This window comes from Streptomyces sp. CBMA152, assembly GCF_014596475.1.
In the GTDB taxonomy this organism is placed as follows: domain Bacteria; phylum Actinomycetota; class Actinomycetes; order Streptomycetales; family Streptomycetaceae; genus Streptomyces.
In genome coordinates this window covers 33,145-52,692 of the sequence record NZ_MECJ01000028.1, presented here as the reverse complement: position 1 = coordinate 52,692, position 19,548 = coordinate 33,145, and the positions used below count along the sequence as shown (strand labels likewise).

The following is a 19,548-nucleotide window of genomic DNA, read 5'->3' as shown; positions in this document are numbered from 1 at the left end:
GCGAACACACCATGCAGAGCCCGCTTTTCAGCTACACCGAGCAGCAGTCCCAGGAGCGCTACAGTGCGCAGAACGCGCAGCTGCTGCGTGTGGTGCTCACCGGCCACGACGACATCCTCGCCCGCAAGGGCTCGATGGTCGCCTACCAGGGGCTGATGGAGTTCGACGGCGAGTACGTGTCCAGTGGCCACCAGCGCGCGCATGCCAACACCGGCGAGGGCCTGGACCTGATGCGTGTCTCCGGTCAGGGCACCGTCTACCTCGCCAACCTCGCCCAGCACGTCCACGTAGTGGACGTGGACCACGACGGGCTGACCGTGGACGGCGGTTACGTCCTCGCGATGGACTCCTCGCTGCACTACGAGGTCATCGCCGTCGACAGCCAGTACGGCATCTCCGGCACCGGCAAGTTCCAGCTCAACATCACCGGCACCGGCAAGGTCGTCCTGATGACGTCGGGTCAGCCGCTGATGCTCCAGGTCACGCCGGACAAGTACGTCAACGCCGACGCCGACGCGATCGTGGCCTGGTCCACCTCGCTGCGGGTGCAGATGCAGGCGCAGACGCACTCCACGGGCGTGTGGCGGCGGCGCGGCAACACGGGCGAGGGCTGGGAGCTCAGCTTCCTCGGCCAGGGCTTCGCGCTGGTCCAGCCCAGCGAGGTGCTGCCGCCGCAGAACGCGGTGATCGGCCAGGGCCTGCGGGCCCAGTACGGCATGGGACAGCAGGGCGTCCACGCCCAGAACCAGGGCAACGCCTGGAGCTGATCCGGTCAGCAGTGACGGGTAAGGGGCGGTCGTCCATGGCGACCGCCCCTTACCCGTGTCCTCAACGCGACCTGAGCGCGCCTGGCCTCACAGCCGTGCCCGGGTCGCCTCCATCAGCCGTACGACCGACTCGTCGGCCACCGCGGCGACCTCGTCGTACGCGTACCAGCGCAGGTCCAGGGACTCGTCGCTGATCGCCTCGACGGCGTCCGCCGGGGCCAGCGCCGCGTACTGCACGTCCAGGTGCCAGTGGCAGGGCGCCGGGATCGGGTGGCGGTCGAGGCGGACCGGGCCGCCCGGCAGCAGCGTGAGATGGGCGATCCCGGACTCCTCGGTGGCCTCGCGCAGCGCGGCGGCGGCCACCGAGACATCACCGGGCTCGCAGTGGCCGCCCATCTGGAGCCACATGTTGAGCTTCTTGTGCAGCGTCAGCAGCACCCGGCCGCGCTCGGGGTCGACGACCAGCGCGCTCGCCGTCAGATGCCCGGCCCCGCACGCCTTCCACATGCCGTCGTCGTGCGCCGCGAGATGGTCCAGGTACAGCCGACGCATCTCCGGCTGGTCCTCGTACGACTTCAGTACGAGGACCGCGTCTTCGTGCAGGCTCACTTCTCGGATTCGCCCTTGCCGTCGGTCCCGTCGTCCTTCTTGGGCTCGTCCGCCCTGGGCTCGTCCTTGGTCAGCGACGGACCGTTCTGCTGGGCCGCCTCGCCGAGCATCTTGTCGATCTCCGAGAAGTCGAGCTGCTCGCGGTGGACGAAGCCGTCCGGGTCGTCCAGGTCCGAGGCGGTCGGCAGCATGTCCGGGTGCTCCCAGAGGTCGTCGCGGCCGTCGACCCCGCGCGCGTCCGTGAGCGAGGCCCACAGGCGCGAGGCGTCCCGCAGCCGGCGCGGGCGCAGCTGGAGGCCGATCAGCGTGGCGAAGGTCTGCTCGGCCGGACCACCGGTCGCGCGGCGGCGGCGCAGCGTCTCGCGCAGCGCGTCGGCCGACGTGAGGCGGGGCTTGGCGGCCTCGTGGACCACCGCGTCCACCCAGCCCTCCACCAGCGCCAGGGCCGTCTCCAGACGGGCCAGGGCGGCCTTCTGCTCCGGGGTGTCCTCCGGCTGGAACATGCCCTGCTGGAGGGCTTCCTGGAGCTGCTCGGGGTTGGACACGTCGAGCTGGCCCACCGCGTCCTCCAGCTTCGCGGTGTCGACCTTGATCCCGCGCGCATAGCCCTCGACCGCGCCGAACAGATGCGAGCGCAGCCACGGCACATGGGCGAAGAGCCGCTGGTGGGCGGCCTCGCGCAGGGCCAGATAGAGCCTGACCTCGTCCTTGGGGACGCCCAGGTCCTTGCCGAAGACCTCGATGTTCAGCGGCAGCAGCGCGGCCTTGCCGGCCGGGCCGAGCGGCAGACCGATGTCGGTCGAGCCGACGACCTCGCCCGCGAGGACGCCCACGGCCTGGCCGATCTGCTGGCCGAACATGGCGCCGCCCATGGAGCGCATCATGCCGATCAGCGGGCCCGCCATGGCCTGCATCTCCTCGGGCAGCACACCGCCCATGGCCGCGCCGACGCGCTCGGCGACCGGGTCGACGAGCTCCTTCCAGGCCGGCTGGGTCGCCTCGACCCACTCCGCGCGGCTCCACGCGACGGCGGTCGACGCGCCCGAGGGCAGCGACGTCACCCCGTCCAGCCACAGGTCGGCCAGGCGCACGGCCTCCTCGACGGCGGCGCGCTCGGCCGGGCCGACGCTCTCGTCCTTGGTGCCGTCCGCGGTGCCCTGGGCCACCGTCTGACGCGCGATCTGCTTGGCCATGTCCCAGTTCACGGGACCGCCCTCGTAGCTGAGCATCTGGCCGAGCTGCTGGAACGCCGCTCCCAGGTCGTTCGGGTTCAGCGAACCGAACATCGCCGCGAACGGATTGTCCGCGCCGCCGGCCCCGGCGCCGAACCCGAACGGATTCGCCGGGCCGCCCTGGTTGCCCTTGCCCTTCTCCTTGCCCTCGTCGCCGTTCTCCGGCTCCTCCGGCGGAAGGCCGAATCCGAATGGGTTGTCGCTCACTGGTTTCCTCGGCTCCTAGGGCCGTCGACTGCTGTCGACGGCGACTGCGCACCAACACCACCAGCGTAGACATCCGCGCCGGATAAGGGCTCGGTGCTCCGCCGACTCTTGGCCTGCGGCAGGATGGACGTCACCTGGTCCGTACGCGTCATTCGTGTACGTACTGAAGACAACCGCTGGAGACGCCCGGTGAGTTCCCCAGATCCGCAGGTTCGCGCAGCGCGAAACCATTCCCCCTCCGCAGCGCGGGGTCCCGTCGTCGCGGTCACCGGTGCCGCGGCCGGGATCGGCGCCCTGCTCACCGCGCGGCTCGCCGCGTCCGAGGAGGTCAAGCAGGTCATCGCCATCGACGAGCGCCGGGGCGAGGTCTCCGAGGCCACCTGGCACATCCTGGACGTGCGCGACCCGGCGATCGCCGAGAAGCTGCGCGGCGCCGATGTCGTGGTGCACCTGGCGCTCGACCTCGACCTGGAGACCGACGCGGCCGCCCGGACCGCGTACAACGTACGCGGCACGCAGACCGTGCTGACCGCCGCGGCGGCCGCCGGGGTCCACCGGGTGGTGCTGTGCACCTCCGCGATGGTCTACGGGGCGCTGCCCGACAACGACATCCCGCTCTCCGAGGACGCCGAGCTGCGGGCCACCGCCGAGGCGACCGGGGTCGGCGACCTGCTGGAGATCGAGCGCCTGGGGCGGCGTGCGCCGCGCGCCCACCCCGGCCTGAACGTCACCGTGGTGCGGCCCGCCGTCCTGGTCGGCGGCACGGACACGGCGCTCACCCGCTACTTCGAGTCGCCGCGCCTCCTGGTGGTCGCCGGATCCCGGCCGACCTGGCAGTTCTGCCACGTCGAGGACCTGTGCAGCGCGCTGGAGTACGCGGCCCTGGAGAAGGTCGACGGGGAGTTCGCGGTCGGCTGCGACGGCTGGCTGGAGCAGGAGGAGGTCGAGGAGCTGAGCGGCATCCGGCGCATGGAGCTGCCCTCCGCGGTCGCGCTCGGGGCCGCCGCCCGGCTGCACCGGATCGGGCTCACCCCGTCCCCGGCGGGCGACCTCGCGTACACGATGCACCCCTGGGTGGTCAGCGTCGGAAGGCTGCACGACGCGGGCTGGCGGCCGCAGTGGACCAACGAGGAGGTCCTCGCGGAACTCCTCGAAGAGGTCGCCGGCCGGCACACCGTGGCGGGCCGCCGCCTCGGCCGCAAGGACGCCACCGCCGCCGGCGCCGCCGGTGCGACGGTCGCCCTGCTGGGCGCGGCCGCCGTGGTCCGCAGGGCCCGCAAACGGCGCGGTCTGTGAGCGCTCCGTAGGAGGGTCTGTAGAACCCTCCTACGGAGGGTCGGGGCGACCGGGTGAAAGATCTATTACGCGATGTCAGTGCCGTACGGCACGATGGACTCATGGCACGCACGTACCCCGAGCACCCCGGCGAGCAGGCGGCGCAGGACCCGATCCGGCTGCTGGCGATCCGTGACACCCCGCTCTCCCTGGACGAGGTGTTCACCGCGGCCGGTGACAGCGCCGCGGGCGGCACCGCGCTGTTCGTCGGCACCGTGCGCGATCACGACGGCGGCGCCGACGTGGACGCGCTCGGGTACTCCTGCCACCCCACGGCCGAGGCGGAGATGCGCCGAGTGGCCGAGAAGGTCGTGGCGCGGTTCCCGGTGCGCGCCCTTGCGGCCGTCCACCGTGTGGGCGATCTGGCGGTGGGCGATCTGGCGGTCGTCGTCGCGGTCTCCTGCCCGCACCGCGCGGAGGCCTTCGAGGCGTGCCGCATGCTGATCGACGACCTGAAACACGAGGTCCCGATCTGGAAGCACCAGCAGTTCTCGGACGGAACCGAGGAGTGGGTGGGCGCGGGCTGACGCCCGCCGGTCGCCACGAACGGGTGGCCCGGCGCCACCAACCGGTGAACGGGCAGGTCGCGGTGGCTGTCTGAAACCCTGTCGGGGGGATCCGCCCCGATTTGCGTAACCGCACCCCGGCCCCGAGCGTTGACCTTGCAGAGGATTAATCTGCTGATCTGTCAGCTGCGGTCGGCCTGTGGGGTGCGGTCGCTCATCGGGGACGGGAGGACGGAATGGCTGCACTCACGTGGCTGCTGATTCCGCTTTTCGCTGCTGTCGGCGCGGCGATATGGGCGAGCTGGGCAGCTCGCAATCGCACGGCCGGCGACGTCGCGGAACTCGCCGGGTACAGCAGGTTCCGCGAAGCGATGGACAAATCCGGCTCCGGAACCGAGGCCGTCTGACCCCCTCCGGCGCCTTCTGAGCGCCCCGCCCGTACGCGGATGTCCACGCTCCCCGGACGGACCGGCCCCGGCGGTGCACTGACAGGCACGTCCCGTACTGTCGTTCCATGCCACGCCGCACCGCGACGATGCTCGCCTCCACCTTGATCCTGATCGCGCTGCTCTGCGCAGGCGTCCTCATCAAAGTGCCGTACTCGGAGATGTCGCCCGGCCCCACGGTGAACACCCTCGGCGAGGCGCGCGGCGAGCCCGTGCTGCAGATCACCGGTCACCAGACCTACCCCACGACCGGTCATCTCAACATGACGACGGTCCGGGTCACCGGTGCGAACTACAAGATGAACCTGGTCGAGGCCGTCTACGGCTGGCTGTCGCACGACAACAAGATCGTGCCGCACGACACGCTCTACCCGGACGGCAAGACCGAGCAGCAGTCCTCGCAGGAGAACGCCGAGGAGTTCAGCCAGTCCCAGGAGAGCGCGAAGGTCGCCGCCCTCAACGAGCTGAAGATCCCGGTGAAGAGCCGCGTCATCGTGGCGTCGGTGGTCAAGGGCAGCCCGGCCGAGGGCAAGCTGCACGCGGGCGATGTGATCAAGTCCGTCGACGGTGCGGCCGTCAAGGACCCGGCGGACGTGGCGAAGCTGGTCACCAAGCACAGCCCCGGCCAGAACGCGGTGTTCACGGTCATCCCCGCCAAGGACGCGGCCGCCGCCGAGAAGGCGGGCAAGGAGCCCGAGGGCTCCGAGAAGGTCACCATCACCACCGCGAAGGCCAAGGACGGCGACCGCGCGATCGTCGGCATCCAGGCCGGGACCGATCACACCTTCCCGTTCTCCATCGACATCAAGCTCTCCGACGTCGGCGGCCCGAGCGCGGGTCTGATGTTCGCCCTCGGCATCGTCGACAAGCTCACCCCCGGCGATCTGACCGGCGGCAAGTTCGTCGCGGGCACCGGCACGATCGACGACAGCGGCAAGGTCGGCCCGATCGGCGGCATCGAGCTGAAGCTGATCGGCGCGCGCAACGCGGGCGCCCGCTACTTCCTCACCCCCGGCGAGAACTGCGCGGCGGCCGCCTCGGACACGCCCAGCGGGCTGACCCTGGTCAAGGTCGCGACCATCGGCGACGCCACCAAGGCGCTGGAGAAGATCCGCACGGGGGACACGGCCGGTCTGCCGAGCTGCTCGGCGAAGTGACCGGCCGCGCCCTCCACGCGCGCGTGGCAGCGGTGACGAAGCAACCGCTGCCAGAAAGTGCCGCTACTCCGCGAACGTCGCGGCCAGCGCCTCGGCGAGCCCCGGGACCAGGCCCGCGCCGGTGAGCACCTCGGTCGCCGAGTCCTTCTCGCGCAGCCGCACCGCCGACTCGCGGGCGCCGTCGCGCAGCACCGCGACCGTCATCCGGACCTCCTGGCGGTCGGGGTGCTTGGCCACCCACTTCGCCAGCTGCTTGTCGCTCATGCCCTCCGGCACGGACGTCTCGGCGGACGGCGGGAGCATCAGGCGCTCGACGGTGAGGGCGCAGCCCACCACCGCGTCGGGCCAGGCGATGGTGCCCAGGAACTGGTCGAGGGCCTGGCCGGCCGGGATCTCGTCCTGCTCGATGGGGGTCAGGGGAGCGGCCGCCTCGGCCTGGTCGAGGCCCAGCTGGGAGGCGAGGGAGGGCTCCTGGGTGCGGAGCTTGGCGGTGTCGACGAGGGCGAACAGGCGGGCCGGCTGATCCCAGCCGAGGCCGGCCGCGTACTCGTCGATCTCGAGTACTGCGCGGGTGAGCGGGCTCGCGGCCATCGGGGGGCCGGAGGGGGAAACGTTGGACATGAGCAATATCCTGCCCTCTCCCACCCCCGGATCGGGAACTGAGTAAAGCCTCAGTAAGTTGCATAGGTGGGCTCTACGATCGCGGGGCCTGCTCAACCACCACCGAATTTCGAGGTGCGCACCTTGGCTTTCCAGATGCCGGACCGCGGCGGAGGCCCTTCCGGGTCCCGGATCAGAGTCGGCCGACCGTCCCGCCGGGTCCGGACGCTGCTCATGACACTGGGCGTCCTGGCCGTGCTGGCCATGGCGTTCGTCATGTTCGCCGGGTTCTGGACGGACTGGCTGTGGTACCGCTCGGTGCACTATTCGTCCGTCTTCACCACCACCCTGTGGACCAAGATCGGTCTGTTCTCGTTCTTCGGCGTCCTGATGGCCCTGGCCGTCGGCCTGAACATCTGGCTGGCGCACCGGCTGCGGCCGCCGCTCAGCGCGATGTCGCTGGAACAGCAGAGCCTGGACCGCTACCGGATGGGCATCGCCCCGTTCAAGAAGTGGCTGCTGCTCGGCATCACCGCGCTCGTCGGGCTGATCGCCGGCGCCTCCGCCTCCGGGCAGTGGCGCACCTGGCTGATGTGGGTCAACGGGGTGCCGTTCGGGCAGAAGGACCCCCAGTTCCATCTGGACGTCTCCTTCTACGCCTTCGACCTGCCCTGGTACCGCTTCCTGGTGGGCTTCGGCTTCGCGGCCACCGTGCTGTCCCTGATCGCCGCAGCCCTCACGCACTACCTGTACGGCGGGCTGCGGATCACCAGCCCGGGCGCGCGCGCCACGGGCGCCGCCACGGGCCATCTGTCGGTGCTGCTCGGCGTGTTCGTCGTCCTGAAGGCCGTGGCGTACTGGCTGGACCGGTACGGGCTCGCGGTGAAGTCCAGCGACTTCAAGGCCAGCAGCAACTGGACGGGCCTGCGGTACGTGGACGCCAACGCCTATCTGCCGGCGAAGACGATCCTCTTCTGCATCGCGGTCATCTGCGCGCTGCTGTTCTTCGCGACGCTGTGGCGCCGCACCTGGCAGCTGCCGGTGATCGGCTTCGGCCTGATGGTCCTCTCGGCGATCCTGATCGGCGGGCTCTACCCGGCGATCGTGCAGAAGTTCCAGGTCCAGCCGAACGAGCAGGCCAAGGAAGCGCCGTACATCCAGAAGAACATCGACGCCACGCGCAAGGCGTACGGCATCGACGCCACCGAGGTGAGGGACTACAAGGGGGCCACGGCGGCGGAGGACAACGCGAAGCTGCGCGCCGACGCCGACACGGCCGCCAGCTACCGGCTGATCGACCCCAACGTGGTCACGCCCGCGTTCCAGCAGCTGGAGCAGCGGCGCAAGTACTACCAGTTCACCGTGCCGCTGGACGTGGACCGCTACACGGACAAGGACGGCAAGGAGCAGGACACCGTCGTCGGTCTGCGTGAGCTGAACCTCAACGGCATCGACAAGCGCAACTGGATCAACGACCACTTCACGTACACCCACGGCTACGGCGCCATCGCGGCCAAGGGCACCACGGTGGACTCGACGGGCTCGCCGGACTTCACCGAGTCCGGTCTGCCGACCACCGGCCAGATGCCGAAGTACGAGCAGCGGATCTACTACGGCGAGAAGACCGAGCAGTACTCGATCGTCGGCGGTCCGCAGAAGGAGCTCGACTACGAGGCCGAGGGCAAGGGCCAGGCGACGACGAGCTTCAAGGGCAAGGGCGGGGTCAGCCTGTCCAACGCCTTCAACCGCGCCGCGTACGCGGTGGCCTTCAGCGAGCCGCAGATCCTCTACTCGGGGGCCATCGGCGACGGCTCGAAGATCCTCTACAACCGCACGCCGAAGCAGCGCGTGGAGGCGGTCGCCCCCTGGCTGACCATCGACGCGGACTCCTACCCGGCGGTCATCAAGGGGCGCATCCAGTGGGTCGTCGACGCGTACACGACGACCAACGGCTATCCGTACGCCTCGCGCACGACGCTCGGTGAGACGACGGCCGACTCGCTGACGACCCGTCAGCGCGCGGTGGTCGCCCAGCAGAACCAGGTCAACTACATCCGCAACTCGGTGAAGGCCACCGTCGACGCGTACGACGGCACGGTCACGCTGTACCAGTGGGACACCCAGGACCCGGTCCTGAAGACCTGGATGAAGGCGTTCCCGCACACGGTGAAGCCGAAGAGCGACATCTCCCCGGATCTGCTCGCCCATCTGCGGTACCCGCAGGACATGTTCAAGGTCCAGCGCGAGCTGCTGACCCGCTACCACGTCACCGACCCCGCGCAGTTCTACAGCGGCAGTGACGCCTGGCAGGTCCCGGACGACCCGACCAACAAGGACGGGGTGGCGGTCCCGCCGTACTACCTGTCCATGAAGATGCCGGGCGCCGAGCCGCAGGGGAAGAAGTTCTCGCTGACGACGACGTTCACGCCGAACGGCCGGCCCAACCTGGGCGGGTTCATGGCGATCGACGCCGACGCCGCCAGCAAGGACTACGGCACCATCAGACTCCTCAGAGTCACGGACAACGTCCAAGGCCCACAGCAGGTGCAGAGCAAGCTGAACGGTCTGCCGGAGGTCGCCGAGTTCGTACGGAACCTCAGAGGCAGTGACTCCGAGATCGACTACGGCAATCTGCTCACCGTGCCGCTGGGCGGGGGCTTCCTGTACATCGAGCCCGTCTACGCGCGCGGTGGCTCCGCCAACTATCCGCTGCTGAAGAAGGTCGGCGTCTCCTACGGGGACAAGACCGTCTTCAAGGACACGCTGGCGCAGGCGCTGAACGCGGTGTTCGGGGTGGACGCTTCCGAGCCGCCACCCGCGACCAAGCCGCCGACCGACACCACCAAGCCGCCGTCCACCGGGACGAACGCCACGGTGGAGCAGGCCATCAAGGACGCCCAGAAGGCGTACGACGACGGTCAGAAGGCGCTGCAGAAGGGCGACTTCACGGCGTACGGCAAGGCCCAGCAGGACCTTCAGGCGGCGCTTCAGCGGGCCGCCGACGCCGAGGCCAAGGCGAAGGGCTCCGGCTAGAGCGGTCAGACTCCGTTCCGCGTCGTGATACGTTGTATTCACCGACGCGGGGTGGAGCAGCTCGGTAGCTCGCTGGGCTCATAACCCAGAGGTCGCAGGTTCAAATCCTGTCCCCGCTACTCACAGACGAGGGCCCGGATCCTTAAGGATCCGGGCCCTCGTCATGTCGTGTGCCGGATGAGGGTCAGACGGTCGCGTGTGCTGCGTTTGGCTTATCTCTCTGTGGGCATGTCGACAAAACGCTGAAGTGACCTCACCGGCTGCGGTATACCAGGTGTACGCGGGTTGCGGGTGGTGCGACGATGGTATTTATGGGGGACAGGGCAACTCTGTTGGAGACAGGGCGGTTTGCGCAGATGCGCTCCGATGACGCCGCCGACGCCGAGACCGAGGCGCGGCACCGGCGTGCTGCCGACGGCGGCGACGCCGCGTCCATGAGCGTTCTCGGATCCCTGCTGCTGCGCCGCGGCGACCTCGACAGCGCCGAGCCCTATCTGCGCGGTGCCACCGCCGAGGGCGACCGTGCCGCGGCCAACAACCTGGGCGTACTGCTGCACCAGCGGGGCTACGCGGACGAGGCGGCGGGCTGGTGGCGCATCGCCGCCGTCGCGGGCTCCGCCGCGGCCGCGCACGCGCTTGGCCGGCACTACCGGGAGCGGGGCGACGAGCCGGCCGCCGAGTACTGGCTGCGCCAGTCCGCCGAGCAGGGCCACGCGCTGGGCGCGTACGCGCTGGCCGACCTGCTGGAACACCGCAGTGACGTGGGCGCCGAGCGCTGGCTGCGCGCCGCCGCCGAGCAGGGCCACCGCGAGGCCGCGTACCGGCTCGCCCGGCTCATCGACCAGCGGGCCGAGCGCGACAGCGGCGAGCCTGACATCGCTGTCGAGGCCGATCAGGACGCGGCCTCCGCCCTCGCCGAGGCCGAGCAGTACTACCGCCAGGCCGCCGCGCGCGGGCACCGGCGGGCCGCGCTGCACCTCGGCGCGATCCTGGAGAAGCGCGGCGAGCTGAAGGAGGCCGGGCGCTGGTATCTGACCTCGGCCAAGGACGGCGAGGCCAAGGCCGCCTGCGCGCTCGGGTTCCTGCTGCGGGACGCGGGGGACGAGGAGAGCGCGGCCGTGTGGTGGCTGCGGGCCGCCCAGGACGGCGACGGCAACGCCGCCAACGCCCTGGGCGCGCTGCACGCCGCCCGGGGCGAGCCGCAGACCGCCGAGCGGTGGTACCGGGCCGCGATGGACGCCGGGGACGACAACGGGGCGTACAACCTCGGGCTGCTCTGCACCGCCCAGGAGCGCACCGCCCAGGCCGAGCAGTGGTACCGGCGCGCGGCGTACGCGGGCCACCGCGAGGCCGCCAACGCGCTCGCCGTGCTGCTGCTCCAGGCCGGGGACGCGACGGGCGCCGAGCCGTGGTTCTCCAAGGCCGCCGAGGCGGGCAGCGTGGACGCGGCCTTCAACCTGGGCATCCTCTTCGCCAGCCGTGACGACGACCGCACCGCTCTGAAGTGGTACGAGCGGGCGGCGGCGGCAGGGCACACCGAGGCCGCGCTCCAGGTCGGCATGGCGCTGCTCAGGGACGGCGAGGAGGCCGCCGCCGAGCGGCATCTGCGGTGTGCGGCGGGCGGCGGCAGCGCGGAGGCGGCGTTCCGCCTCGCCACCGTGCTCGACGCGCGCCAGCCGCCGCCCGGCGCGCCGGCCCTCGGCGAGCCGGTGGCCGAGAAGACGGAGTGCGAGGAGTGGTACGAGCGGGCGGCCGGGCAGGGCCACCGGCGCGCCCAGGTCCGGGTCGGCATGCTGGCTGCGGCCCGGGGTGACCAGGAGGGCGCCGCGCGCTGGTACCGGGAGGCGGCCGAGGCGGGCAGCCGCAACGGCGCCTTCAACCTCGGGCTGCTCCTCGCGCGCGAGGGGCGCGAGCGTGAGGCCGCGCTGTGGTGGGCCCGGGCCGCCAACGCCGGGCACGGGCGTGCGGCGCTGCGCCTCGCGCTGCTCGCCGCGCGGTGCGGGGAGCTCGCGGAGGGCCAGCGGTGGTGCGCGCGGGCGGTCGAGCTGGGACCGGCGGAGGTGGCCGAGCGGGCGGGCCGGCTGCGCGAGGCCCTGCACCAGGAACTGACGGCCTGAGCGGCCGGGCCCGGGCGGCTGCGTGCCCCCGGGCCGGGCCGCCACCGGGGCTGGGCCGAACGGGTTTGCGCTGGTCGGCGCCGTGACGTACTGTTGGGTTCAACGACGCGGGGTGGAGCAGCTCGGTAGCTCGCTGGGCTCATAACCCAGAGGTCGCAGGTTCAAATCCTGTCCCCGCTACCAAGGAATCAGGGCCCGGATCCAATGGATCCGGGCCCTGATTCGTATGCGCGACCGTCGACAGCGCAGCGAAAAGCGGGACGAGCCTCAAGGCCCGTCCCGCTTTTCGCTTGGATCTTGTGTTTACGCCCCGGCGCAGTTCGGGCAGATGCCCCGGTACGTGACCTCCACGTCCGAGACCGTGAAGCCGAAGCGCTCCGCGGCCGGGAGGTCGGCCAGGGGGTTGCCGGTGGGATGCACATCTCGGATCGCGCCGCACTGGGCGCACACGAGGTGCTGATGAGGCTGGTGCGCGTTCGGGTCGTACCGCTTGGCGCGGCGGTCCGTGGACACCTCGATCACTTCGCCGAGGGTCACCATCTCGCCCAGTGTGTTGTAGACGGTCGCGCGCGAGATCTCGGGCAGCTTGGCCACAGCACGCGCGTGGACCTCGTCCGCCGTCAGGTGCATGTGGTCGCCGTCGAGGACCTCGGCCACGACACGCCGCTGTGCCGTCATGCGCCAGCCGCGTCCGCGAAGTCGTTCCAGCAGGTCACTCATAAGGGCCAGCCTAACAGCCGGGGGAGCGTATCCCGAACGGGTGTGACTTTGGATGCTTACTTGACTTAGACAACGTCCATTGTAGGATCGGGAACGGCAAACGCCAAGGGACAGGACTTGCAGGAAATGACGCAGGAGGCGCACGTGACGCAGGGACCGCTCACCACGGAGGCCGGCGCGCCGGTCGCGGACAACCAGAACAGCGAGACCGCGGGCGTCGGCGGTCCGGTGCTCGTCCAGGACCAGTTGCTCCTGGAGAAGCTGGCGCACTTCAACCGTGAGCGCATCCCGGAGCGCATCGTCCACGCGCGCGGCGCGGGCGCCTACGGCACGTTCACCCTGACCCGTGACGTCTCGCAGTGGACGCGCGCGAAGTTCCTCTCCGAGGTCGGCAAGCAGACCGAGACGTTCCTGCGCTTCTCCACGGTGGCCGGCAACCTCGGCTCGGCCGACGCCGTGCGCGACCCCCGCGGCTTTGCGCTGAAGTTCTACACGGAGGACGGCAACTACGACCTGGTCGGGAACAACACGCCGGTCTTCTTCATCAAGGACGCCATCAAGTTCCCCGACTTCATCCACACGCAGAAGCGCGACCCGTACACGGGCTCGCAGGAGGCCGACAACGTGTGGGACTTCTGGGGTCTGAGCCCCGAGTCCACCCACCAGGTCACCTGGCTCTTCGGCGACCGCGGCATCCCGGCCACGCTGCGCCACATGAACGGGTACGGCTCGCACACGTACCAGTGGAACAACGAGGCCGGCGAGGTCTTCTGGGTCAAGTACCACTTCAAGACCGACCAGGGCATCAAGAACCTCACCCAGGCCGAGGCCAACAAGCTCGCCGGTGAGGACCCGGACAGCCACCAGCGCGATCTGCGCGAGGCCATCGAGCGCGGCGAGTTCCCGAGCTGGACCGTGCAGGTGCAGATCATGCCCGCCGCCGACGCCGCGACCTACCGCTTCAACCCGTTCGACCTCACCAAGGTGTGGCCGCACGCGGACTACCCGCCGATCGAGATCGGCAAGCTGGAGCTCAACCGCAACCCGGAGAACATCTTCGCCGAGGTCGAGCAGTCGATCTTCAGCCCCGCGCACTTCGTGCCCGGCATCGGCCCGTCCCCGGACAAGATGCTCCAGGGCCGCCTGTTCGCGTACGGCGACGCGCACCGCTACCGCGTCGGCATCAACGCCGACCACCTGCCGGTGAACCGCCCGCACGCCACCGAGGCGCGCACCAACTCCCGTGACGGCTACCTCTACGACGGCCGCCACAAGGGCGCGAAGAACTACGAGCCGAACAGCTTCGGCGGCCCGCACCAGACGGACCGTCCGCTGTGGCAGCCGGTGCCGGTGAGCTCCACGACCGGCAACCACGCGGCGCCGGTGCACGCCGAGGACAACGACTTCGTCCAGGCGGGCAACCTGTACCGGATGTACTCGGAGGACGAGAAGGCGCGCCTGATCGACAACCTCGCCGGGTTCATCGCCAAGGTCTCGCGCGACGACATCGCCGAGCGCGCGATCAACAACTTCCGCCAGGCGGACGGAGACTTCGGCAAGCGGCTGGAGGCCGCGGTCCAGGCCCTGCGCGGCTGAACAGCACTGGATCGCTTGCCGTAGGCAGTCAGAGGGCCGGTTCCCTTCGGGGGGCCGGCCCTCTGTGCGTACCGCTCCGGTCCCGTACGTACGTACGCAGGCTCAGCCGACCAGTTCGGCCGGGTGGCGGCGGGTGGGGGCCCAGCAGCGGATGATGTCCCGGACCGAGACCACACCGACCGGGCCGTCCCCGTCGAGGACGATCAGATGCCGGAAGCCGCCGTGCGACATCGCCTCGGCGGCCTCCTCCAGGGTCCAGGACGGCGCCGCGAAGACGACGTCGGTGGTGGTGTGGGTGCTGGCGGTCTCGTGGTCCGGGTTCTGGCCCTGGCCCAGCGAGTTGAGGATGTCGCGCTCGGTGAGGATGCCGAGCCCGCTGGTGTCGGGGTCGAGGACGACGGCCGCCCCGACCCGGCGCGCGGCCATCAGCCGGGCCGCCTGCCGGAGTGTGTGCGCGGGTCCGATGGTGAGGACCACCGTGCTCATGGCGTCACGGACGAGCATGGATGGAGCCACCTCCTTGGTGAAGTGCCGTTGCTCGACCGCGGGTACCCGACTGCGGGTGCCCGGCCGCGAGAACGGATTCACAAGTTCACAAGTGGGGGGACTCTTAGAGTCGCAGGAGGACATGCCCGTCAACAAGGGGGTGGTAGAGGTCAGTTGAGGGGCGCGTAAAAGTACGACCCACGCCCCTCTCGCACCCCAGGTGCCTGTATCCGCTTGTCGCGCGCGCTTACGAGCGCCCCACTGAACGCCTCAGTCGCCCAGGCCCACGTAGTTCAGCAGCTCGCCGTGGAGCAGGCCGTTGGAGGCCGCCGCGTTGCCGCTGTGCGGGCCGGGCCGGCCGTCGAGGCCGGTGAAGACGCCGCCCGCTTCCTCCACGACGATCACGTTCGCCGCCATGTCCCACATAGACAGCTCCGGCTCGGCACAGATGTCCACGGCCCCTTCGGCGATCATCATGTACGGCCAGAAGTCGCCGTACGCGCGCGTGCGCCAGCACTCGCGGGTCAGATCCAGGAAGTCGTCGAGCTTGCCGCGCTCCTCCCAGCCGCTCAGCGAGGAGTACGCGAAGGACGCGTCCGCGAGCTTCGACACGCTGGAGACCCGCAGCCGGCTGGCCTGCGACAGGCTGCGGCCCGTGTACGCGCCGAGCCCCTTCGCCGCCCACCAGCGTCGGTTCAGGGCGGGCGCCGACACCACGCCGACCACCGGCCGGTAGCCGCCCTCACCCGCCTCCATCAGCGCGATGAGCGTCGCCCAGACCGGCACCCCGCGTACGTAGTTCTTCGTACCGTCGATGGGGTCGATCACCCAGCGGCGCGGGCCGGTGCCCTCCAGGCCGTACTCCTCGCCCAGGATCGCGTCCCGTGGGCGTGCCCGCTGGAGATGGCCGCGGATCAGCTCCTCGGCGGCCTTGTCGGCCTCGCTCACCGGCGTCATGTCCGGCTTGGTCTCGACCTTGAGGTCGAGCGCCTTGAACCGGTCCATCGTGGCGGCGTCGGCGGCGTCCGCGAGGACGTGGGCGAGACGCAGATCATCGTGGTAGTCGGGCATGGCCACACCGTATCGACCAGCACCTGCGGCGACCACATGGCCCGGGATGCGGACACCCCGGCAGGACTGCCTCCGCCTGCCGCCGGGCGCACCGGTACGGCCCGCTCCGGCTATTGACAGTGCCGGGGCGCACGTCAACTCTGAGGGCGGAGCCCCGCCCACGCTCTTGAGGAGCAGGGGGGACCCCCATCGGCCTCGGGAGGCGCGATGCCCACAGCGCGAGAAGCCTTACTGGACGCCGCCGTCTCGGCCCTTGCCGCGCTGCCCTGGTCGGGGGTGCGGATGGTGGACGTGGCCTCGGCCGCGGGCGTGTCCCGGCAGACGCTCTACAACGAGTTCGGCAGCAAGGAGGGCCTGGCCAGGGCCCTGGTGCGGCGCGAGGCCGACATCTATCTGCGCGGGGTCGACCGGGTGCTCGCCGACCACGCGGTGCCCGCCGACCGGCTGGTGGCGCTGGTCGAGTGGACCGTCGGCTCGGCCCGCTCCAGCGCGCTGATCCGGGCGCTGCTCACCGGCTGCTGGGGCGAGCGCCTGCCCGCCCCCCGCCCGGGCCGCACGCCCGGCGCGCACTCGCCCGTACCGGCGCAACGGCGCGCGGACGCCGGGGTTCCGGGACCGTCCGAACTGGTGGCCACGGTCCGGGACCGCTCGCTCGCCGCCCTGGAGAAGGAGCTCCCGGCCGTGGACCCGGTCGAAGTGGCGCGCTGCTGCGAGACGGTGGTGCGCCTCGCGCTCTCGTACGTGGTGGCGCCTGATCCGGCGAGGCCGGGGACGCCCGGGGGTGGCCATGCGGCGCACGTACGCGCGGTGCTGGCCCGTACGCCGATACGCCCGGCGCCTTAGCCGCGCTCCTCCCGACCGCCAGGCGTCAGTGCGCCGACCCCGAGATCTGCAGCCCGATCACGCCCACGATCACCAGTGAGATCGACACCAGCTTCAGCGTGGAGACCACGTCGTCGAGGAAGACCATGCCGTAGATCGCGGTGCCCGCCGCCCCGATGCCCGTCCACACCGCGTACGCCGGACCCACGTCCAGCTTCTTCAGGGACAGGGTCAGCAGCCCGAACGAGCCGAGGGCGAACGCCGCGAAGGCGATGGTCGGCCCGATCCGGGTGAAGCCGTGCGACAGTTTGAGGCAGACGGCGAACCCGGTCTCCAGGATCCCGGCGACCACCACGAGCAGCCACGCCATGTCCAGTGCCTCCCGCAACGCATAGGTGACTGCTTGTCAGAGCTACGTGCGATTATGCACGGGGGGTCCGTCAGTCGCCCTCGTGGCGCTCCCGGGTGGCCAGCAGGCGCCGCAGCGAGTAGAGCCGGGCCGGGTCGGCGTGGCCCTCCGCGACCCAGGCGTCCAGCGCGCACTCCGCCTCGTCGTGGCTGCACGCGCGCGGGCAGTTCTCGGTGCCGGGCACCAGGTCGGGGAAGGCGAGGATCACCCGGGACGGCTCGACGTGGTGCAGGCCGAACGACCGTACGCCCGGGGTGTCGATCACCCAGCCGCCGTCGCTGCTGGCCAGCGGCAGGGCGAGCGCTGAGGTGGTGGTGTGCCGGCCGCGGCCGGTGACCGCGTTCACATGCCCGGTGACCCGGCGGCGGTCCTCCGGGACCAGCGCGTTGACCAGGGTCGTCTTGCCGACGCCGGAGTGGCCGACGAACGCGGTCACCTTGCCGTCGAGGTGCTCGCGCACCCGGTCCGCCGCGTCCCCGCTGTAGAGCTCCTCGCGGGAGGTGACGACGTACGGAACGCCCAACGCCCCGTACATCTCCAGGAGTTCGTCCGCCGGGGCGAGGTCGGACTTGGTGAGCACGAGCAGCGGGGTGAGCCCCGCGTCGTACGCCGCGACCAGACAGCGGTCGATCAGGCGCGGGCGCGGCTCGGGGTCGGCGAGTGCGGTGACGATCGCCAGCTGGTCGGCGTTGGCGACGATCACGCGCTCGAACGGGTCGTCGTCGTCGGCCGTGCGCCGCAGCACGGAGCTGCGCTCCTGGATGCGGACGATCCGCGCCAGGGTGTCCTTGGCGCCCGAGAGATCACCGACGATCATGACCCGGTCGCCCACCACCGCGGCCTTGCGGCCCAGCTCACGGGCCTTCATCGCGGTGATCGTACGGTCCTCGACGAGGCAGGTCAGGCGGCCCCGGTCGACGGTGAGGACCATCCCCTCCGAGGCGTCCTCGTGCTTGGGCCGGATGTTGGTGCGGGGACGGTTGCCCTTGCGGTTGGGGCGGACCCGGATGTCGTCCTCGTCGGGGTTCTTGCCGTAGCGGCGCATCTGCTCAGGCCCCGCTCAGTTTCCGGCCCCGGCCAGCATCTCGGTCCACATCCGCGGGAAGTCGGGCAGGGTCTTGGCGGTCGTCGCCACGTTCTCGATCTGCACGCCCTCGACGGCGAGGCCGATGATCGAACCGGCCGTCGCCATGCGGTGGTCGTCGTAGGTGTGGAAGATGCCGCCGTGCAGCCGGCGCGGGCGGATGTGCAGCCCGTCCTCGGTCTCGGTGACATCGCCGCCGAGCTCGTTGATCTCCTTGGTGAGCGCCGCGAGCCGGTCGGTCTCGTGCAGGCGCAGATGCGCGACGCCGCGCAGCGTCGAGGGGGAGTCGGCGAGCGCCGCGACCGCCGCGATGCCCGGGGTGAGCTCGCCGACCTCGCTCAGGTCCACGTCGATGCCGTGGATCGAGCCGGAGCCGGTGAAGACCAGGCCCCGGTCGGTGAGTTCGCAGGAACCGCCCATCTCCGTGAAGATCCGGCGCAGCTGGTCGCCCGGCTGGGTGGTGCGCTCGGGCCAGTCCGGGACGGTCACCTTGCCGCCGGTGATCAGCGCGGCCGCCAGGAACGGCTGGGCGTTGGAGAGGTCCGGCTCGATCGTGAGGTCGCGGCCGAGCAGCGCGGACGGGGAGACCCGCCACACGTTCGGCTCGCCGCCGGTCTCCGGCTCGTCCACCTGCGCGCCGACCTGGCGCAGCATGTCCACGGTCATCCGGATGTGCGGCATCGACGGCAGCGAGCCGCCGACGTGCCGTACCTCGACGCCCTGGTTGAAGCGGGGCGCGGAGAGCAGCAGCGCGGAGACGAACTGGGAGGACGAGGACGCGTCGATCTCGACCCGGCCGCCGTCCAGGGCGCCGCCGCCGTGCACGGTCATCGGGAGCGCGCCCCGGCCGTCGTCGTCGATCCGGGCGCCCAGCACCCGCAGCGCGTCGATCACCCCATTGAGGGGTCGCTCGTACGAGCGCGGGTCGCCGTCGAAGCGGACCGGGCCGTCGGCGAGGGCGGCGACCGGCGGCATGAAGCGCATGACCGTACCGGCGTTGCCGACGTCGACCGTGGCCGGGCCGTGCAGACCGGCCGGGATGACCCGCCACGCCTCGCCCGAGCCGTCGGGGTCGCCCGCCGGGGTGGAGCTGGAGGACACCGTCTCCTCGATGCCGACGCCCAGGGCACGCAGTGCCTCGGCCATCAGCAGGGTGTCGCGGGAGCGCAGGGGCCGGCGCAGCCAGCCGGGCTCGGCGGCCAGCGAGGCCAGCACGAGCGCGCGGTTGGTGACCGACTTCGAGCCGGGCACGGTGACCGTCGCGTCGACGGCCCCGATTGCGACAGGAGCGGGCCAGAGGGCGGGGTGGACGGGCGTTTCGGTCATGGCTCTCACTTTAGTGGGGGACGAA

General features: G+C 70.9%; 18 protein-coding genes and 2 tRNA genes. 11 read left to right on the top strand and 9 right to left on the bottom strand.

Translation table 11 applies throughout. The features are described from left to right. Positions 1-11: 11 nt before the first annotated feature. Positions 12-767, top strand: a complete 756-nt coding sequence (locus BG418_RS23755) for an AIM24 family protein (RefSeq protein WP_188276003.1) — start codon at positions 12-14, stop codon at positions 765-767. 87 nt (positions 768-854) lie between these two features. On the opposite strand, the gene BG418_RS23750 is transcribed toward BG418_RS23755, so the two are convergent. Both BG418_RS23750 and BG418_RS23745 read right to left on the bottom strand, forming a co-directional pair. Continuing rightward, positions 855-1,376, bottom strand: coding sequence for an NUDIX hydrolase (locus tag BG418_RS23750; RefSeq protein ID WP_188276002.1), 522 nt, complete (start codon positions 1,374-1,376; stop codon positions 855-857). Then, entirely contained in the window at positions 1,373-2,815 is a 1,443-nt protein-coding gene (locus tag BG418_RS23745) for a zinc-dependent metalloprotease (RefSeq protein ID WP_188276001.1), read from the bottom strand. Before BG418_RS23745 ends, BG418_RS23750 begins: the two co-directional genes overlap by 4 nt. A gap of 189 nt (positions 2,816-3,004) precedes the next feature. On the opposite strand from BG418_RS23745, the gene BG418_RS23740 reads away from it, so the two are divergent. The 4 genes from BG418_RS23740 (at position 3,005) to BG418_RS23725 (ending at position 6,259) form a co-directional block, all read left to right on the top strand. Then, positions 3,005-4,111 (top strand): SDR family oxidoreductase, encoded by a 1,107-nt coding sequence (locus BG418_RS23740; RefSeq protein WP_188276000.1) that lies wholly within the window; start codon positions 3,005-3,007, stop codon positions 4,109-4,111. A gap of 101 nt (positions 4,112-4,212) precedes the next feature. Beyond that, positions 4,213-4,677 (top strand): molybdenum cofactor biosynthesis protein MoaE, encoded by a 465-nt coding sequence (locus BG418_RS23735; RefSeq protein WP_188275999.1) that lies wholly within the window; start codon positions 4,213-4,215, stop codon positions 4,675-4,677. Positions 4,678-4,892: 215 nt separating this feature from the next. Beyond that, positions 4,893-5,063, top strand: coding sequence for a hypothetical protein (locus BG418_RS23730; protein ID WP_188275998.1), 171 nt, complete (start codon positions 4,893-4,895; stop codon positions 5,061-5,063). 107 nt (positions 5,064-5,170) lie between these two features. Continuing rightward, on the top strand, positions 5,171-6,259 hold the full coding sequence (locus BG418_RS23725) for a PDZ domain-containing protein (protein WP_188275997.1): 1,089 nt from the start codon (positions 5,171-5,173) through the stop codon (positions 6,257-6,259). A 63-nt stretch (positions 6,260-6,322) separates the two neighbouring features. Here the strand turns inward: BG418_RS23725 and BG418_RS23720 are convergent, their stop codons facing one another. After that, complete coding sequence (locus BG418_RS23720) at positions 6,323-6,880, bottom strand: PPA1309 family protein (protein ID WP_188275996.1); 558 nt, start codon at positions 6,878-6,880, stop codon at positions 6,323-6,325. Positions 6,881-7,015: 135 nt separating this feature from the next. Between BG418_RS23720 and BG418_RS23715 the strand changes: the two genes are divergently transcribed. The 4 genes from BG418_RS23715 (at position 7,016) to BG418_RS23700 (ending at position 12,192) form a co-directional block, all read left to right on the top strand. Further along, complete coding sequence (locus tag BG418_RS23715) at positions 7,016-9,892, top strand: UPF0182 family protein (protein WP_188276548.1); 2,877 nt, start codon at positions 7,016-7,018, stop codon at positions 9,890-9,892. A 45-nt stretch (positions 9,893-9,937) separates the two neighbouring features. Continuing rightward, positions 9,938-10,011: transfer RNA gene (locus tag BG418_RS23710), tRNA-Met, on the top strand. Positions 10,012-10,194: 183 nt separating this feature from the next. After that, positions 10,195-12,009, top strand: a complete 1,815-nt coding sequence (locus tag BG418_RS23705) for an SEL1-like repeat protein (protein WP_188275995.1) — start codon at positions 10,195-10,197, stop codon at positions 12,007-12,009. A gap of 106 nt (positions 12,010-12,115) precedes the next feature. After that, positions 12,116-12,192, top strand: a tRNA-Met gene (locus BG418_RS23700). A 120-nt stretch (positions 12,193-12,312) separates the two neighbouring features. Here BG418_RS23700 and BG418_RS23695 read toward each other — a convergent pair. Then, positions 12,313-12,729: a Fur family transcriptional regulator gene (locus BG418_RS23695; protein ID WP_188275994.1), complete on the bottom strand. Its 417-nt coding sequence runs from the start codon at positions 12,727-12,729 to the stop codon at positions 12,313-12,315. A gap of 126 nt (positions 12,730-12,855) precedes the next feature. On the opposite strand from BG418_RS23695, the gene BG418_RS23690 reads away from it, so the two are divergent. Then, entirely contained in the window at positions 12,856-14,325 is a 1,470-nt protein-coding gene (locus BG418_RS23690) for a catalase (protein WP_188275993.1), read from the top strand. 102 nt (positions 14,326-14,427) lie between these two features. On the opposite strand, the gene BG418_RS23685 is transcribed toward BG418_RS23690, so the two are convergent. Both BG418_RS23685 and hisN read right to left on the bottom strand, forming a co-directional pair. Then, positions 14,428-14,829, bottom strand: a complete 402-nt coding sequence (locus BG418_RS23685) for a cyclic nucleotide-binding/CBS domain-containing protein (protein ID WP_188275992.1) — start codon at positions 14,827-14,829, stop codon at positions 14,428-14,430. A gap of 252 nt (positions 14,830-15,081) precedes the next feature. Then, complete coding sequence (gene hisN / locus BG418_RS23680; RefSeq protein WP_188275991.1) at positions 15,082-15,882, bottom strand: histidinol-phosphatase; 801 nt, start codon at positions 15,880-15,882, stop codon at positions 15,082-15,084. Between the two features lie 207 nt (positions 15,883-16,089). Between hisN and BG418_RS23675 the strand changes: the two genes are divergently transcribed. Continuing rightward, the gene (locus BG418_RS23675; RefSeq protein ID WP_188275990.1) at positions 16,090-16,725 is read left to right on the top strand and encodes a TetR/AcrR family transcriptional regulator; all 636 of its coding nucleotides are present in this window, start codon (positions 16,090-16,092) and stop codon (positions 16,723-16,725) included. A 25-nt stretch (positions 16,726-16,750) separates the two neighbouring features. Here the strand turns inward: BG418_RS23675 and BG418_RS23670 are convergent, their stop codons facing one another. The 3 genes from BG418_RS23670 to aroA form a co-directional block, all read right to left on the bottom strand. Continuing rightward, positions 16,751-17,074, bottom strand: coding sequence for a multidrug efflux SMR transporter (locus tag BG418_RS23670; RefSeq protein WP_188275989.1), 324 nt, complete (start codon positions 17,072-17,074; stop codon positions 16,751-16,753). A gap of 70 nt (positions 17,075-17,144) precedes the next feature. Continuing rightward, the gene (gene rsgA, locus BG418_RS23665) at positions 17,145-18,158 is read right to left on the bottom strand and encodes a ribosome small subunit-dependent GTPase A (protein WP_188275988.1); all 1,014 of its coding nucleotides are present in this window, start codon (positions 18,156-18,158) and stop codon (positions 17,145-17,147) included. 15 nt (positions 18,159-18,173) lie between these two features. Next, complete coding sequence (gene aroA, locus BG418_RS23660) at positions 18,174-19,523, bottom strand: 3-phosphoshikimate 1-carboxyvinyltransferase (RefSeq protein ID WP_188275987.1); 1,350 nt, start codon at positions 19,521-19,523, stop codon at positions 18,174-18,176. Positions 19,524-19,548 lie beyond the last annotated feature (25 nt).

What these genes read in the sequence shown, in the direction of transcription:
- BG418_RS23755 (WP_188276003.1), top strand. Translation starts at nt 12, where the DNA reads ATGCAGAGCCCGCTTTTCAGCTACACCGAGCAGCAGTCCCAGGAGCGC.
- BG418_RS23735 (WP_188275999.1), top strand. Translation starts at nt 4,213, where the DNA reads ATGGCACGCACGTACCCCGAGCACCCCGGCGAGCAGGCGGCGCAGGAC.
- BG418_RS23730 (WP_188275998.1), top strand. Translation starts at nt 4,893, where the DNA reads ATGGCTGCACTCACGTGGCTGCTGATTCCGCTTTTCGCTGCTGTCGGC.
- BG418_RS23725 (WP_188275997.1), top strand. Translation starts at nt 5,171, where the DNA reads ATGCCACGCCGCACCGCGACGATGCTCGCCTCCACCTTGATCCTGATC.
- BG418_RS23720 (WP_188275996.1), bottom strand. Translation starts at nt 6,880, where the DNA reads ATGTCCAACGTTTCCCCCTCCGGCCCCCCGATGGCCGCGAGCCCGCTC.
- BG418_RS23715 (WP_188276548.1), top strand. Translation starts at nt 7,016, where the DNA reads ATGCCGGACCGCGGCGGAGGCCCTTCCGGGTCCCGGATCAGAGTCGGC.
- BG418_RS23705 (WP_188275995.1), top strand. Translation starts at nt 10,195, where the DNA reads ATGGTATTTATGGGGGACAGGGCAACTCTGTTGGAGACAGGGCGGTTT.
- BG418_RS23695 (WP_188275994.1), bottom strand. Translation starts at nt 12,729, where the DNA reads ATGAGTGACCTGCTGGAACGACTTCGCGGACGCGGCTGGCGCATGACG.
- BG418_RS23690 (WP_188275993.1), top strand. Translation starts at nt 12,856, where the DNA reads ATGACGCAGGAGGCGCACGTGACGCAGGGACCGCTCACCACGGAGGCC.
- BG418_RS23685 (WP_188275992.1), bottom strand. Translation starts at nt 14,829, where the DNA reads ATGCTCGTCCGTGACGCCATGAGCACGGTGGTCCTCACCATCGGACCC.
- hisN (WP_188275991.1), bottom strand. Translation starts at nt 15,882, where the DNA reads ATGCCCGACTACCACGATGATCTGCGTCTCGCCCACGTCCTCGCGGAC.
- BG418_RS23675 (WP_188275990.1), top strand. Translation starts at nt 16,090, where the DNA reads ATGCCCACAGCGCGAGAAGCCTTACTGGACGCCGCCGTCTCGGCCCTT.
- BG418_RS23670 (WP_188275989.1), bottom strand. Translation starts at nt 17,074, where the DNA reads ATGGCGTGGCTGCTCGTGGTGGTCGCCGGGATCCTGGAGACCGGGTTC.
- rsgA (WP_188275988.1), bottom strand. Translation starts at nt 18,158, where the DNA reads ATGCGCCGCTACGGCAAGAACCCCGACGAGGACGACATCCGGGTCCGC.
- aroA (WP_188275987.1), bottom strand. Translation starts at nt 19,523, where the DNA reads ATGACCGAAACGCCCGTCCACCCCGCCCTCTGGCCCGCTCCTGTCGCA.